The 15,413-nt window shown below is 62.9% G+C and carries 11 protein-coding genes; 5 read left to right on the forward strand and 6 right to left on the reverse strand.

Annotated features, from left to right (window positions below; translation table 11 throughout):
• Positions 1–20: 20 nt before the first annotated feature.
• Positions 21–4,568 (reverse strand): ATP-dependent helicase, encoded by a 4,548-nt coding sequence (locus B0E55_RS11380; protein ID WP_080909785.1) that lies wholly within the window; start codon positions 4,566–4,568, stop codon positions 21–23.
• A 106-nt stretch (positions 4,569–4,674) separates the two neighbouring features.
• On the opposite strand from B0E55_RS11380, the gene B0E55_RS11385 reads away from it, so the two are divergent.
• Positions 4,675–6,006 carry an anaerobic C4-dicarboxylate transporter family protein gene (locus tag B0E55_RS11385; protein WP_020907057.1) on the forward strand — a complete coding sequence of 444 codons (1,332 nt, stop codon included), beginning with the start codon at positions 4,675–4,677 and terminating at the stop codon, positions 6,004–6,006.
• Positions 6,007–6,043: 37 nt separating this feature from the next.
• On the opposite strand, the gene B0E55_RS11390 is transcribed toward B0E55_RS11385, so the two are convergent.
• From B0E55_RS11390 to B0E55_RS11400, 3 genes are read right to left on the reverse strand one after another with little or no spacing between them, the layout of a single operon-like run.
• Positions 6,044–7,135 (reverse strand): N-formylglutamate amidohydrolase, encoded by a 1,092-nt coding sequence (locus B0E55_RS11390; RefSeq protein ID WP_020969180.1) that lies wholly within the window; start codon positions 7,133–7,135, stop codon positions 6,044–6,046.
• Between the two features lie 34 nt (positions 7,136–7,169).
• Complete coding sequence (locus B0E55_RS11395) at positions 7,170–8,174, reverse strand: acyl-CoA dehydrogenase family protein (protein ID WP_080909725.1); 1,005 nt, start codon at positions 8,172–8,174, stop codon at positions 7,170–7,172.
• A gap of 57 nt (positions 8,175–8,231) precedes the next feature.
• Entirely contained in the window at positions 8,232–8,795 is a 564-nt protein-coding gene (locus B0E55_RS11400) for a helix-turn-helix domain-containing protein (protein ID WP_080909726.1), read from the reverse strand.
• Positions 8,796–8,929: 134 nt separating this feature from the next.
• On the opposite strand from B0E55_RS11400, the gene B0E55_RS11405 reads away from it, so the two are divergent.
• The 3 genes from B0E55_RS11405 to B0E55_RS11415 are packed head-to-tail and all read left to right on the forward strand — an operon-like array spanning position 8,930 to position 12,133.
• Positions 8,930–10,306, forward strand: a complete 1,377-nt coding sequence (locus B0E55_RS11405; protein WP_080909727.1) for a uracil-xanthine permease family protein — start codon at positions 8,930–8,932, stop codon at positions 10,304–10,306.
• On the forward strand, positions 10,287–11,351 hold the full coding sequence (locus B0E55_RS11410; protein WP_080909728.1) for an isopenicillin N synthase family dioxygenase: 1,065 nt from the start codon (positions 10,287–10,289) through the stop codon (positions 11,349–11,351). The genes B0E55_RS11405 and B0E55_RS11410 overlap by 20 nt, the downstream gene beginning before the upstream one ends.
• Entirely contained in the window at positions 11,348–12,133 is a 786-nt protein-coding gene (locus B0E55_RS11415) for an alpha/beta fold hydrolase (RefSeq protein WP_069145880.1), read from the forward strand. The genes B0E55_RS11410 and B0E55_RS11415 overlap by 4 nt, the downstream gene beginning before the upstream one ends.
• Here the strand turns inward: B0E55_RS11415 and amaB are convergent.
• Together amaB and hglS are read right to left on the reverse strand one after the other, a co-directional pair.
• Complete coding sequence (amaB, locus tag B0E55_RS11420) at positions 12,084–13,589, reverse strand: L-piperidine-6-carboxylate dehydrogenase (RefSeq protein ID WP_021332540.1); 1,506 nt, start codon at positions 13,587–13,589, stop codon at positions 12,084–12,086. The genes B0E55_RS11415 and amaB overlap by 50 nt on opposite strands.
• Positions 13,586–14,902 (reverse strand): 2-oxoadipate dioxygenase/decarboxylase, encoded by a 1,317-nt coding sequence (hglS, locus tag B0E55_RS11425; protein ID WP_080909729.1) that lies wholly within the window; start codon positions 14,900–14,902, stop codon positions 13,586–13,588. The genes amaB and hglS overlap by 4 nt, the downstream gene beginning before the upstream one ends.
• A gap of 30 nt (positions 14,903–14,932) precedes the next feature.
• Here hglS and B0E55_RS11430 point away from each other — a divergent pair, with 30 nt between their 5' ends.
• Entirely contained in the window at positions 14,933–15,397 is a 465-nt protein-coding gene (locus B0E55_RS11430; protein ID WP_019747732.1) for an Lrp/AsnC family transcriptional regulator, read from the forward strand.
• Positions 15,398–15,413: the final 16 nt, after the last annotated feature.

The raw sequence follows: 15,413 nt of genomic DNA on the forward strand, positions 1-15,413 counted from the left end.
AACCATCATGACCTCAATCCTCATGACCTCAACCGGAATCCGCGAGGGGTGGCCGCGAAGCCGGCTTCGACCAGGACGGGAGCAAAATCGTTGCCGTGGATGGTCTCTCCGTCGACCTTCTCCACTACCAATTTGTCGACAGCGCGAGAAGTCACCTTCTGGGCAAGCGACAGTGCTGCCAGGCGCAAAGTTCCGCCGTCGTCGGTGAATGTCAGGATGGTGCGACCGCCTCGCTCGACGAACAGAACCAACTCGCCCTCCACCAGAACCACCAGTGCTCCCGCCTTACGCCCGGGCCGGTGTCCGGGTGACTCTTCGCCCCCCGACGCCGGCCACGGCAGTGCTGCGCCGTATGGATTGGCCGGGTCGCACGCCGCGAGAGTGACTGCAGCCGAGGAGGTGTGGCGCCCCTCGATGGAATCACCGAACGTGCGCAAGCGGTCGACCACGGGAGGCGTCGAGAATTGAGCGCCGCCCAGGGTGTCCACGAAGTATCCGCGTCGAGCGCGCCCGTTGTCCTCGAACGTGCTCAGTACCTTGTAGATCAACGCGAAACCGCCCGGCACGTTCTCGCTCATCACCGATCCGCGGGTGACTACGCCGTACCGTTCGAGTAACAGATCGGCCGTGGCGTGCGCCCGGATGGTCGGGTCCGGTTCGATGGCCGGCAGTTGGAACCACCGACCGGAAGCGGTTGCCGGTCCCGTGCGAGCCGGGGTGGAAGCGCGCGCCATTCCGCGGTACGGACGGGCACGAGGAACACGTCGAGGCGATCGGTGACTTGTGGTGGTTCTGGTGGTGTCCGAGAGAAGTGCGCGCAGCGGTGCCACGGTGTCGTTACCGATGTGTCCGAGCCACACCAACTCCCACAGTGCCGTCGTCACCGCACTGTCGACCGTGTCTGCAGCCGACTCCGTAGTTTGCAACGCGTCGACCAACTGGCGGAAGAAGTAGGCACCGCCGCCGGACAGCAGGTCGAGGATGCGTTTCTGCAACTCCGAGACGTCGGTGTCGGCGGGCGAATTGAGCGTGATCGGTGCCAGGTCGGCGGGGTGCAGAACTACCCACCCGTCTTTGCCGGAGATTGCTCCGGATCCGGACCACAGGACTTCACCCGTCGAGGTGAGTTCGTCCAACATCGCGGGGGAGTAGTCGGCGACTCGGCTCGGCAGGATCAACGATTCGAGAGCGGACGCCGGAATCGGAACGCCGGCAAGTTGATCGACTACCGTTGCAACACCGTCGATTCCGCGCAGCGTGCCGCCCACATGCTGCCAACCGGGAAGGAAACGTCCGAGCGTTGAGGTACTGACCGGCTCGACCTCCTGCCGTGCCGCGGCGAGCGAGCGACGCCGCAAGCGGCGCAGGACTTCGGCGTCGCACCATTCGCTCCCAGTTGCAGACGGTCGGAATTCTCCTTCGAGAACACGCTTTTCGAGCGCGAGCCGACCGAGAACGTCACGCGCGACGGATACTCCGATACCGAAGCGTGCAGCCGCATCCGTGAGAGTGAATGGTCCGTGGGTGCGTGCGTATCGGCTCAGGAGGTCGTCGAGTGGCTGATCGACCGGCTCGATGAACGCGGCCGGAACCCCGATGGGTAGGGGAACGCCGAGTCCATCGCGAAGGCGCGCTGCATCTTCGACGACGGTCCACCAACTCTCGCCCGCATAGGAGACGTGGAGGGCACGTTTGTCTGCGACCAACTTGTCGAGCCACGAGACCGGATCCTCGAGACAGCGTTCCGTGACTTCTTCGGTGGTCAGCGGGCCGAGCATGCGGAGGAGGTCGGCAACGCCCTCGAGGTCCTTGGCCTTGCGGTCCGGAGCGAGACGTTGCAGTTCACGTTCTGCCTGCTCGATCACTCCGGCGTCGAGCAGCTCGCGCAGTTCGACGCGGCCGAGGAGTTCGGCCAACAGCGTGGAGTCCAACGACAGTGCGGCGGCGCGTCGCTCGGCCAGGGGGCTGTCGCCCTCGTACATGAACGCGCCGACGTAGTTGAACAGGAGCGCACTCGCGAATGGTGAAGGCGAGGGCGTCTCCACTTCGACTATTCGAATCTGGCGCCGTTCGATCTTGCCGAACAATTCCTTCAGTGCCGGCAGGTCGTAGACGTCCTGCAAGCACTCACGCACGGTCTCGAGCAGGATCGGGAATGTCGGGAACTTGCGGGCGACGTCCAGCAGTTGCGCCGACCGCTGACGTTGCTGCCACAGTGGGGCACGCTTGCCGGGATTGCGGCGTGGGAGAAGCAGTGCGCGGGCGGCACATTCGCGGAATCGGGAGGCGAACAATGCCGAGCCACCCACCTCCTGGGTGACCAGATCTTCGATGTCCTCGACGTCGAAGGTGAACAGTTCGGCGCCGGGAGGTTCGTTCTCGGTGTCGGGGAGACGGATGATGATGCCGTCGTCGGAGGCCGTCGGACTGGAATCGACGCCGTATCGTTCCTGCAAGCGGGCCCCGATGGCGAGGGCCCACGGTGCGTGTACCCGTTGGCCGTACGGGGAATGCAGCACCAGACGCCAATCGCCGAGTTCGTCGCGGAAGCGCTCGACAACCAGCATTCGATCCGACGGGACCTGCCCGGTGGCATTCTTCTGCTCACCGACGAGTTGGATCAGATTGGTTGTGGCGTTGTGATCGAGCCCGCCCACGCGACAACGCTCGACGACGTCGGCTTCGTTACCCAGCGCGGTCTCTCGAACGAATTGTCCCAACGCCTGTCCGAGTTCGGCAGGGCGACCGAGTCCGTCGCCATGCCAGAAGGGCAAACGACCGGGCATGCCGTAGGCGGGGCTGACCAGAACCCGATCGAAGGTGATCTCCTCGATCCGCCAACTGGTGGCGCCGAGCGCAAAGACGTCGCCTACCCGGGATTCGTAGACCATTTCTTCGTCGAGTTCGCCGACTCTTGATGCTTTCTCACCGACCATGTAGACCGTGAAGAGGCCGCGGTCGGGGATGGCGCCGCCGGAAGTGACTGCCAAGCGCTGCGAACCCGGGCGGCCCGTCAGAGTGTTGGACTCGCGATCCCAGACCAGGCGCGGACGTAATTCGGCGAACTCGTCCGAGGGGTACCGCCCGGCGAGCAGATCCAGAGTCGACTCGTAGGCCGAACGGGGAAGCGTTGCAAAGGAACCGCTTCGGCGCACCGTCTCGAACCAGTCGTCGACGTCGATCGGTTCCAGAGCGGTGGCCGCAACAGTTTGCTGGGCAAGGATGTCGAGGGGATTGGCGGGAACGGCCATCGCCTCGATCTTGCCTTCGACCATGCGCTCGACGGTCACCGCGCAGTGAATCAGGTCGGTGCGATGTTTGGGGAAGACGACGCCTCGTGAGATCTCGCCGACCTGGTGGCCGGCGCGACCGACACGTTGCAGGCCGCTGGCAACCGAAGGCGGCGCCTCCACCTGGATGACCAAGTCGACGGCGCCCATGTCGATTCCGAGTTCGAGACTGCTGGTGGCGACGACGCATCGCAATCGACCCGATTTGAGGTCGTCTTCGATGAGGGCTCGCTGGTCTTTGCTGACCGATCCGTGGTGGGCGCGAGCAAGGAGGGGTTCTGCGCCGTAGTTGACCTCGGTGGGAGCTCCGATCTGCGCGGGCGGGCGAGGTGTTTTCTCGACGGCCAGACCGATGCGTTCTGCATGAATCTCGTTGAGCCTGGCCGTCAATCGTTCGGCGAGGCGCCGAGAGTTGGCGAACACGATGGACGATCGGTGATCGAGCACGAGGTCGACGATCTGTTCCTCGACGTGGGGCCAGATCGAACCGGCTTGCGGGGTGGGGGATTCGGAACCGTCGGCGGGCGTCGCGATACCCAATTCGGTCATGTCCTCGACGGGGACACGGACCGTGAGATCGAAGGTCTTGGCGGCAGGCGGTGCCACGATTCGGATCGGTGCCGAACCGGCGAGGAACCGCCCGATCTCCTCGTGGGGACGGACAGTGGCCGACAATCCGATGCGTTGCGCCGGACGCTCGAGCAAGCCGTCCAGACGTTCCAGAGAGAGCGCAAGGTGCGAGCCGCGCTTGGTACCCGCCACCGCGTGAACCTCGTCGACGATCACGGTGTCGACGCCGACCAGTGTTTCCCGGGCAGCGGAGGTGAGCATGAGGAACAACGACTCCGGCGTCGTGATCAGGATGTCCGGAGGACGCTTGATCAACGAGCGCCGGTCGGCCTGGGACGTATCGCCGGAACGGACACCGACGGTGATCTCGGGCGGGGTGAGGCCCAGACGTTTCGCAGTCTGTGTGATGCCGACCAGCGGCGCGCGAAGGTTCCGTTCGACGTCCACGCCCAGCGCTTTGAGTGGCGAAATGTAGAGGACTTTGGTGGCGCGTTCGCCTTCGTCCTTCGCGGCGAGTTGATCGAGAGCCCACAGGAACGCCGACAATGTCTTGCCGGAGCCGGTTGGTGCGACGACAAGTGTGTGAGAGCCACTTGCGATGGATTCCCAGGCACCGAGCTGCGCAGCAGTCGGAGCGCTGAACGCGCCACCGAACCACTCGCGTGTGGCGGGCGAGAACCTACCGAGGACATTGGTCACGACCACCATATTGCCCCTTCCCACCGACAGCGTGTTCGTGCCCGCAGCCGAAGTGCAGAGCATACTATTTGCCCTGTTATAGCGATTCTCTTGTTATCGAGAAGGCGAGTGCCTGATGGAAGCAGTCAAGATTGTCCTCGAGCTGGCGGTAGTGCTCGGGGCGATTGTCATGGGTACCAGATCGAGCGGTGTCGCTCTCGGTCTGTGGGGCGGCGCAGGTGTTGCCGTCCTCGTGTTCGTCTTCGGAGAGGACGTCGGCAGTCCGCCGGTCGACGCTCTCCTCATCGTCCTGTCCGTTGTCCTCGCGTCGTCGATGATGCAGGCGGCCGGTGGTATCGACTGGATGGTCACCATCGCGGCCAAGTTGATCGAATCTCGCCCGAAACAGATCACGCTGATCGCGCCGTTGGTGTCATTCCTGTTCTCGGTCGGTGCCGGTACGTCCAACATCCTCTACCCGCTGCTCCCCGTCATCTACGACGTCTCGTACAAGAACGGTGTGCGGCCGTCACGGCCGCTGTCGCTGTCGGTTGTCTCGACCGGTGTGGCGCTGGCGTGTAGTCCGGTGTCCGCGGCGATGGCGGCGATGGTCACGCTGACCGACGTGCCGCCTTACGATTTCGAACTCATCGACATCATCAAGATCACCTTCCCGGCCGCTGTCGTCGGCATCGTCCTCTCCTCCATCGCGGTCAACAGGCTCGGTAAGGATCTCGACGACGACCCGGACATACAGGCGAAGATGAAGTCGGGCGAATTGGCCGGACCTGGTGCAGCGTCCAAGACCGAACTCGTCTCGACGAAGACCGGACGAAACGCGGCACTGATCTTCCTGGCCGGCGTTCTGGCCATCGTGATCTTCGGCCTGTTCAAGGGAATTCGCCCCGAAGCCGCCGACGGTTCCCCGATGGGGATGACACCGATCATCGAAATGCTGATGTTCGTCGTGGGTACGTTGATCCTGCTGGTGTGCCGCCCGAACGTTGCCGACGTGCCCTCGTCGACGGTGTTCCGTGCCGGCATGGTCTCGGCCATCGCGCTGTTCGGTCTGGCATGGCTGACGGACACGTTCATCAGTGCACATTCGGAGCTGATCACGAGCACCGTCGGCGACTGGGTCAACGCCGCGCCATGGATCTTCGCGCTCGGTGTCTTCCTGGTCTGTGTCCTGACGACCAGCCAGTCGACCGCGACGAGGACCATCGTGCCGATCGGTCTCGCTGCCGGGATTGCACCCGGCCTGGTGAGCGGCATGTGGGCCGGAGCGTTTGCCGGTGTCTATCTGTTGCCGACAAACGGTTCGCAGATCGCAGCTGCGAACTTCGACCTCTCGGGCAGCACGAAGCTCGGCTCCAAGCTCGTCGACCACTCGTTCTTCCTGCCGACCATCATCTTGGCCGTCACGACGATTGCGGCCGGCGCGGTGTTCGGAGTGGTACTCGGTTGAGTGAAACCGCTGAGTCAGCCTGAGTGATATCGCTGAGTCAGCTGTTGCGGTAGTGGTCCCAGCTCGCCTTGCACGCGTGGGCGAGCTGGTCCACCCGTTCGGCGTCGGGTGTAGGCCAATCGAGGCCGGGTTCCATGATGTATGCGGCCAGTTCGTCTCCCAGTAGGAATTCTCGTTTGAATTCGGCCTGAACCGCACTCAACGTGATCCCGGCTTCGGCGGCGCGGGCGCTCAATTCGGCGAATCTGGCTCCGGCTCGGATGATTTCGAAACTGCCGAGGTACGGCTGATTGAGAGCGACGGCATCTGGATCGTCGACCTGAAATCCCTTGCGATGTGAGACCGCAAGTGTGCGAATGAGCTCCGGATCCATCGTCACGGGATTGTCGCCGCGTCGATTGCCGTGGTGGTCGCCACGATTGGAGAGTGCGACGACGTCGGGGAGTCGATCTGCTTCCGGCCGTTCGACATTGACGGCGCCGTCCCGCCGGGTGGTGTGGTTCATCGTGTCGTGGAACGACAACGTCGTGAACGATCGACCGAGTTCGAAGCTCTTCTCCACCATGGCTTCGATCAGTGCGTCGCGAGTTCTTTCGTAGACACCCAAACCGTGTTCGGCTGTCTCGGTGAAGGTCTCGGCGAGGTTCTTCCAGCCCGCGTCGTCGGTCGGCTCGAGCAACAGGGGGTAGAACGAGAAGGTGACAGGGCGAACTGCGTCGACGCCGGTGAGGTCTGCTTTGTTGCCTGCACCGGCCTTGTGGACGCGGGCGAAGGCTTCGCGCAGTGACGCTTCCAGGTTTTCGGGCTTCGCACGGTTGGGATCGCGAATCATGCGAGGGTGCGGATTCTCCACGTACACGATGCGCGAATCTATTTCGGCCCAACGGCGCACGATGGGACTGGTGGACATGTCGGTGAAGTCGAATTGCAGCCGCTGTGTGAACTCGGGTGCGAGAAAACGTGAGAGTTCTGCTGGAATCGCGGAACCCGAGTGTGGGCAACTGACAAGAAGGTCGGCTTCGGCGATGGCGTCGTCGAGACTGCGGGAGTCGCGATCGGCATAGAACGTCAGGTCCTCCGGCGTGAACACGGTTCCGGCCGGGATGAGTACTGGTTCTCCACTGGTCATGAGCCCCAGCGTAATCGAGTGCAACCGTGCAGACTCAGTATCCGCTGAGTCGTTCCACGAGAGCTGTCTTGATCTCCGGTCGACCAGCCGCGACAAGAGTGAAGGTGGCTTCTCGCATGAGCCGCTCGGGGGTGTTGCTGCCGACGAGGGCGCGGCTTCCGGTCGCGGTGACGAGCGCGGCCGACGCTCGTATCGCAAGTTCCGATGCGCGGGCGCGTGCAGTCGACATGTCGCCGCCGCCGCGCAGTGCTGCATCGAGATCGGCGCGCGCCCGGGCGGCTTGTTCTTCGAACGCGTCGGCGTCGACTCCCAGATCCGCGAGTTCGGTCACGGCGCGGCGGGTGATGCCCATGGCCATCGCGCCGTTGAGCCACAAGCCGGGGAGTTGGGTGCTCTGGAACTGTTCGTCGCTGACGACCGCACAGACGTCGGTATCGGGAATTTCGAAAGCGTCGAACACGATTCGGACGGTGTTGCTCCCGCGCGCCGCGATCAGTGGAAGCTCCTCGATCGTCAGACCCGGGGCCTCGCCCACCGGTACGACGGAATGAACGATGGAATTGTCGAACTCGTCGCGCGCCGACACCAAGAGAACATCGACGATGCCCCAACCGGTGACGAAGGGTGCGATCCCGTCGAGGACGTAGCCGTCGTTCACCCGCTTGGCCCACAGGAGCGGTGGGCGGGGGATGGCGCCGGCATAGGCAACCCCACCGCGAATCGTGCCGGAAACCAGACCGTCCCAGTATTGTTCGCGCAGAGACGTATTGGTACTCGCTGCCAGGGCCCCGACGACGCCGTGATGCTGCATCCAGGTGAACGTCGTCGCGAGGCAACCGCCGCACAAGGTTTCGAGGACCTCGACCAGTTCTTCGCTGCTGGGGCCACCGTCACCGAGGGCGGCGATGCCGTAGAAGCCGTCGGCGGCGAGCGCGTCGAAATGGCTGCTGGGGATTTCTCCGTCGGCGTCGACGCTGTCGGCGACGGGAAACAGAACGGTATCGGCGATCTCACGCGCAAGTTCCGGCCACTTGGTCACGCTGTCAGGGTAAGCCGCGAGCCGGGGTTGTGGTGTGGAACTGCAGCGGTGGCGTATCTAGAAGGACGGCGGTGAACTCACGATGAGGAATCTCGCAACTGCAGCGGTGCGATTGAACCACCGATGCGGGATGGCCGAGGTGTAGAGGAGGGTATCGCCGACATGAAGAACGTGATGCTCGTCCAGCCCGACCTCGACCTCGACAGATCCTTCGAGAACATGAATGAATTCTTCGCCGGCATGCTCGGTGTGCTCACCTGCCTCGGAGTGAGGTGCTGCCGTGATCTCGTTGGGTTCCATGGTCCGTGAACCGGTCGAGCAGAATCGGATCACCGAATCGTGTGCCAGTTCGAAGGTTCGCCCCTCGCCGGCGCGGACGAGGCTGGACGGAGTTCGCTCGCCCTGTGCCAAGAGTGAGTGCGCCGTGGTGCCGAGCGATTGCGCGAGGCGGTGAAGGTTCATGACGCTGGGTACTGCGTGCCCGTTTTCGGTTTGGCTCAGGAATGGCTGCGACAACCCTGACTTCACGGCAACCTCACGCAACGTCAAACCGGCTTCTTTTCTCGCTGTCCGCACGGCTGCCCCGATTGCGGTCGCTATCGCTCTCTGGTCGTCGTCCATGTGCCGAAGATAGCAGTGCTCTGGTGAAAGTTTTGATTACACAGACGAAACAAATTCGACCACGGTAAGAAATTATCGACGTGCTGAATAGTCCCGTACACGAAACACTTCCAGCTTCGGACGGAGATCGGCGCATGGCCATCCATCCAGTCGACCAGCGGCTCCCCATTGCCCGCCAGTCTGCTTTTGCTCTTCAGCACGTCCTCATCATGTACACCGGTTGCATCACGGTTCCGCTGGTTTTCGGTGCCGCAGTCGGGCTGGACCGCAGCACGGTCGCGATGCTGATCAGTGCGGACTTGCTCGTTGCAGGCATCATCACGATCATTCAGAGCCTGGGCGTCGGCAAGGTTGCCGGTGTCCGCCTGCCGATCGTCTGCGGTGCGACGTTCGCCGGGCTGACGCCGATGATTCTGATCGCCAAGGAGTACGGCCTGCAGGCCGTGTACGGGTCCATGCTGGTCGGTGGCGTGGTCGGCATAGCGTTGGCCGTTCCGTTCGCCAAAATCGTCCGATACTTCCCACCCCTGGTCACCGGCGTCGTCCTCACAGTCATCGGCATCTCGTTGATCGGTGTCGCGGGAGGACTGATCGTCGGAAACGACCCGACCTCCCCGTCGTTCGCCGATCCGAAGAACCTGGCGCTGGCTGCCGCAGTCGTTGTGGTCGCGGTGGCGTTCATCTGCCTCGGTCGCGGGATGTGGACGCAACTCGGTGTACTGATGGCACTGGTGATCGGTACCGTGATCGCCATCCCGATGGGTCTGATCGATCTGAGTGGCGTCGGCGGCTCGGCCTGGGTGGGCTTCCCGATGCCGTTCCACTTCGGCGCTCCGGAGTTTCCCGTCACCGCCGTGGTGGCGATGAGTATCGTCATGGCAGTCGTCTTCGCAGAATCGACGGCGAGCATGCTGGCGGTCAGCGAGATCACCGGAAAGCCTTTGAAAAAAGCAGATCTCGCACGCGGGCTGGTGGCCGACGGCATGTCGGGAGTTCTGGGCGGAATCTTCAATGCCTTTGTCGACACCGTTTTCTCGCAGAATGTCGGCGCCGTTGCCACGACCCGGGTGTACAGCCGGTACGTGACCGCTACCAGCGGTGCCATTCTGATCGTTCTCGGCCTCATCCCGCGAATGGGTGAAGTGGTTGCAGCCCTGCCTGATCCGGTGGTCGGCGGCGTCGGAATCATCTTGTTCTCCACTGTCGCCGTGGTCGGAATCAACACACTGCGCAAGGTCGATCTCAGTGACCCGATCAACACCACGATCGCCGCCGTATCGGTGGGGATCGGTATTCTGCCGGAATTTGCGGAGGGGATGTTCGAGCGATTCCCCTCCTCGGCTCAGATCCTCCTCGGTAGCGGCATCACCTTGGCTGCGGCCTCTGCCTTTTCACTCAATCTGCTGTTCAATCACACCCGACTCGGTGAACTCGCGAGGCGATCGCGAGAGAGCCTTCCTGAACCCGCTACCAGCTCTGCAGGAGACGCCAGTGCCATCGTCCCAGTCTGATCCCTTCGAAGTTCCCGTCATCGACATCTCGCCCTACGTGCTCGGTGGTGCCGACCAGAACAAGGCGCGAGTGGCCGCCGAAGTCGACCATGCCTGTCGGACTGTCGGTTTCATCCAGATTCGGGGCCACGGTGTTCCGACCGATGTTTCTTCCGGCCTCGCCGAAGCCATGGACGACTTCTTCGGACTGCCGATGGAGACGAAGTCGGGCTACCGAATCGAGGGCGCGAATCGTGGGTACAGCCCGCCCAAGAGCGAGTCGCTGAGCTTGAGCCTCGGCGTCGAATCCGCGACTCGGATGAATGACTTCTTCGAGGCCTTCAACGTCGGAACCGAAGCCAGATCATTCACCGAACTCGAACTGTCGGAGGATGATTACGGAATCAATCTGTGGCCCGCAGTGCCAGGTTTCACGGAACGAGTGGAGAATTACTATGCCCATGGCGAGCGGGTGGCACGCACACTGACCACCATTTTCGAAGATGCGCTCGGTCTGACCCCAGGATTCTTCGAGTCGATCACCGATCATTCCATCGACGTACTGCGGATGAACAACTACGCATTACCCGAAGGGACGGTGACATTGGACGGTGAGTTGAAGGGTATGGGCGAACATACCGATTTCGGGCTGGTCACCGTGCTGTGGGCGGATCAGGTCGAAGGTTTGCAAGTACTCGGGAGCGACCGACGCTGGCACGATGTCTGGCCGGTCGACGGCGCGCTACTGGTCAATCTCGGGGATCTCACCGCGCGACTGACCAACGACAGGTGGATGTCCACGCTGCACCGAGTTGCGCCTCCGGTGGTGAACGGCACCATCAAGCGTCGGCGATCGGCGGCCTTCTTCCACGACGGAAACGTCGACGCGGTGATTGCGACTCTGCCGAGTTTTCAGGACGACTCCGGCTTGGAGTACGAATCCATTACCGTTCGCGATCACATCAAGGCCAAATTGGCCGGGTCGAGGCAGGGAAAGTCCAACGCCGCCGCAGGTCGTGAGGCGGCTCGGGTACTTTCGGCTGCAGAGCTCGAGATCAAGCAGTGAGTGCACGGAACATCGTCCTCATCCACGGAGCGTGGGCCGGCGGTTGGGTCTGGGATCGTGTGTGTGGCCCACTGAAATCGGCCGGCTTCAATCCCGTTGTGGTGGAGCTTCCAGGCTCGGGAAGTTGGAACCCCGACGACGTGATCGATCTCGACGCAGTTGCCGAACATGTTGTGGCAGTAGTCGAGTCCCTGGACGGGCAGTGCACCCTCGTCGGTCACTCCGGCGGAGGCATCGTGGCCTCACAGGTGGCTGAGTTACTGCCGTCGCGGGTAGCGGGTCTTGTGTACGTCGCGGGGATGATGCTTCCATCGCAGATGGACTTCGGGATGCTCTGCATCGAAGTCGGTCTGGCAAGTCCGGTCGGGATCTCACGTTGGTTAGTCCCCGTGGACGACGGGAATGCGACGGTGGTTCCGACCGAAGCCGGTGCCGCTGTGTTCTTCCACGAAGCGCCGGTGGCTGATGCGATCTTCGCCGCGCGCATGCTCGTTCCACAACTGGAGTCGGCCCGCCTGATGGCACCCGTCTGGACGGAAGAACGATTCGGAACCGTCCCGCGTTTGTATGTCGAATGCACGCTCGATCGAACCGTGCCGATCGAAGCTCAGCGTGCCATGCAGAAACTTGTTCCCGGTGCCCAGGTGGTCAGCCTGGACACCGACCACGCCCCGCAGTTGTCGAGGCTCCCGGAGTTGATCGAAGCGATCGCCGATTTTGCCCAGAACGCGTTCAGCCGAACTCGACGCCTTGAGCCAGCGGCAACTGGTCCGAGTAGTTGACGGTATTGGTGGCTCGGCGCATGTAGGCCTTCCATGAATCCGAACCCGATTCGCGTCCGCCGCCCGTCTCCTTCTCGCCGCCGAATGCGCCGCCGATCTCCGCACCGGACGTTCCGATGTTCACGTTCGCGATGCCGCAATCGGAGCCGTCGGCGGCGAGGAAGCGCTCTGCTTCTCGCTGATCGAGTGTGAAGATCGAGGATGAAAGTCCTTGAGGTACACCGTTGTGCAGCGCAATAGCGTCGTCGAAGTCGGTGTAGGTCAAGACATAGAGGATGGGTGCAAATGTTTCCGCCCGTACCACCTCGGTCTGTGCGGGCATACGAACGAGAGCAGGTGTCACGTAGAACCCGGATTCGCCGACGCGATCACCGCCACACACCACGGTTCCGCCGTCGCCGCGCGCGGCCGAGAGGGACTTCTGCATTGCCTCGTACGCGGCTTCGTTGATCAGCGGTCCGACCAGAACACCGGAATCGAAGGGACTACCGACCTGGAGTTGCGCGTACGCGGACGCAATGCGGTCGACGACCTTGTCGGCGATCGACTCGTGAACGATGAGTCGGCGCAGTGAGGTGCAGCGCTGCCCGGCAGTTCCCGCGGCGGAGAAGACAATTCCGCGCACGGCAAGCTCGAGATCCGCCGACGGCGTGACGACCGCGGCGTTGTTCCCACCTAACTCCAGAAGACTTCGTCCGAAGCGCGCGGCGACCCGCGGAGCCACGGCGCGGCCCATCCGCACGGAACCCGTGGCGCTGACCAAGGCCACGAGTGGGTTGTCCACCAGCGCCTCACCGACGTCACGTCCGCCGACGACCAACTGATGCACGTCGATCGGTGCTTCACAATCCGCGAGCGCACGCCGCAGGAGCGCATGACATGCCAGAGCGGTCAACGGAGTGGTTTCCGAAGGCTTCCAGACGACGGAGTCGCCGCAGACCAGAGCAATGGCGGTATTCCACGACCACACCGCTACCGGAAAGTTGAACGCAGAGATGACCCCGACAACGCCGAGCGGGTGCCACGTTTCCGACAACCGGTGGCCGGGACGTTCGGACGGCATGGTGCGCCCGTAGAGCTGCCTGGAGAGACCGACCGCGAACTCGCAGATGTCGATCATCTCCTGTACCTCGCCGAGAGCTTCCGAGGTGACCTTGCCTGCCTCCAGCGTCACGATCTCCGCGAGATCCTCCTTGTGCTCGGTCAGTAGGCTGCCCAGCCGCCGCACCACCGCGCCGCGCGCCGGAGCGGGGACGGTGCGCCAGGTGAGGAACGCTCGATGAGCCGCCTCGACGGCGTCGTCGACCTCTCGGCCGGAGTGCTGCCGGACCGTACGCAGCTCTGTGCCGGTGATCGGCGTGTGCGCGCTCAGATCACCGGCGGGCCACTCGACACCGCAGGCAGCGAGGGCTCTCTCGGCGCGATCGGCGAGGCTCGAAGGATCAGGCAGGTTCACGGGGAGTCCTCTGTGTTTGAAGGCGGAAGTGTTTGTAGGCGGGAGTGGTTGTTGGCGGGAGAAAGCAGGGCACGTGATGCCTCTTGTTGTGCGCGGTACAGCTCGAACGGATCTTCGATGGTGCGGTCGATGGCGCCCTCCAATCGCTCCTGCCCGTATTCGGCGCCGGGCGCATCGGAAACGAATCCGGTCACGGAATCGAGATTGGACGCGAAGATCCCGGCCGCGGATGCCGGTAGGAAGTCCTCGTAGACGATCGGGTCGCGGACGACAACAGTTCCTTCGTTTCGGTACGTGAAGTACGCCAACCCCGCGTCGTCGAGTCCGTCCTCGGTGTGCGGAAATTCGCTGCCCCATTCGGCATTCTCGGGCCTTGCGATCAGTCGGTCGTAGATCGCACGCCCGCTGGGGGTCAACGCGATTCCGCGTGCCTCCACCTCGCCGAATCTGACGCGGACAGGTTCTGTGGTGACCGATCCGTCCGGCCGCCGAAAACGTCTGTCTTCGGCCAGTGCGCGAAACGACGTCTGCCGCAGAAGCAGTGGCGGTCCATTCCATCTCGGTGGGCCTTGGATGCGGTCGATCATGATGATGCCGCGCTCGGTCATTCGGCGGTACAACTCGTCGATGTCGAGCACTCGCGGGGTGAGGTGGTTGACATGTGTCGAGCCCTGGCCGGCGATGTCTGCGGCGACAGGTGAGATCGCGGCAAGTTCGCGATACCAACCGGCGTCGATGGGATCGGTGCCGAGCCGAAACGCCGAGGTCGCCGCTTCGACGAATTGTGTCGCCTCGGGCTCCGGTAGGCCGAACTCGCGGTTCGCTTGCCGTGCCCACTGCAGAAGTTCTGGAGAGAACAGGGTGCGGCGACGCAGGAACCCGGTGCTCCGACGCTCGAGGTCGGTGTCGAAGAACCTGGAATCGGAGCCGGTCAGTACCGAAGTGAAAACACGAAACGGGTTCCGGGCGAGTTCGGCAGGTTCGGTGGGGCGAAACGCCGTCGAGACAACGGGAATGGGGGAGTCGGTGAGCCGGAGGTCGTAGTAGCCGACCGGAAACATACCGAATCCGCCGAAGACGGTGGCTACGTCACGTAGTTCGTCGAGAGTCCCCAGTCTGATGGCGCCGTGACGCTCGGCGCTGACTCTCGCCAGGCTGCCCAGGCGCTCCGCCGAATCCGGATGCTCGGCGGCAAAATCACGGTTCACCTGCATCGTTACATCTACCAAGGTGTTGTAAGCGGGGACCTCGTCGCCATACATCTTGGCGAGGGCCGCTGCGAACCGTGCACGTAGCTCCCAGGTTTCAACCATACGAATGTCCGATTGCGTTAGCCTGCGCAGGTGCGAGAAACAGAAACCAGTGACGCTGCCGGGGTTCCGGTCGACGAAACCGATCGACTTTTGATGCGTGAATTGGTCTTGGACGGCCGTGCCACTCTCGCGAGTCTTGCTGAGAAGGCCGGACTCTCGATCTCTGCAGTCCAGTCGAGAGTGCGTCGATTGGAGTCTCGCAAGGTGATCCGTGGCTACTCGGCGAAGATCGATCCGGAGGCACTCGGTCATAATCTGTCCGCATTTGTCGCCATCACTCCTCTCGATCCTTCGCAGCCCGACGATGCGCCTGCTCGCTTGCGTCATCTACCGGCCGTCGTCTCGTGTCACTCCGTGGCCGGGAGCGAAAGCTACGTCCTCCTGGTCCGGGTGGCGTCACCTCGCGCGTTGGAACGATTGCTGCAGGAGATCCGTACGGCAGCCAACGTCAACACGCGAAGCACCATCATCCTACAAACTTTTTACGACGAATGACGGGTGTTCCGTAACT

The sequence above is a fragment of the Rhodococcus sp. 66b genome (assembly GCF_002076325.1).
In the GTDB taxonomy this organism is placed as follows: Bacteria; Actinomycetota; Actinomycetes; order Mycobacteriales; family Mycobacteriaceae; genus Rhodococcus_F; species Rhodococcus_F erythropolis.

Excerpts from the sequence above, each read along its gene's own strand:
- hglS (WP_080909729.1), bottom strand. The coding sequence starts at position 14,902 with ATGGTTGAAACCTGGGAGCTACGTGCACGGTTCGCAGCGGCCCTCGCC.
- B0E55_RS11380 (WP_080909785.1), bottom strand. The coding sequence starts at position 4,568 with ATGGTGGTCGTGACCAATGTCCTCGGTAGGTTCTCGCCCGCCACACGC.
- B0E55_RS11400 (WP_080909726.1), bottom strand. The coding sequence starts at position 8,795 with ATGGACGACGACCAGAGAGCGATAGCGACCGCAATCGGGGCAGCCGTG.
- B0E55_RS11390 (WP_020969180.1), bottom strand. The coding sequence starts at position 7,135 with ATGACCAGTGGAGAACCAGTACTCATCCCGGCCGGAACCGTGTTCACG.
- B0E55_RS11405 (WP_080909727.1), top strand. The coding sequence starts at position 8,930 with ATGGCCATCCATCCAGTCGACCAGCGGCTCCCCATTGCCCGCCAGTCT.
- B0E55_RS11385 (WP_020907057.1), top strand. The coding sequence starts at position 4,675 with ATGGAAGCAGTCAAGATTGTCCTCGAGCTGGCGGTAGTGCTCGGGGCG.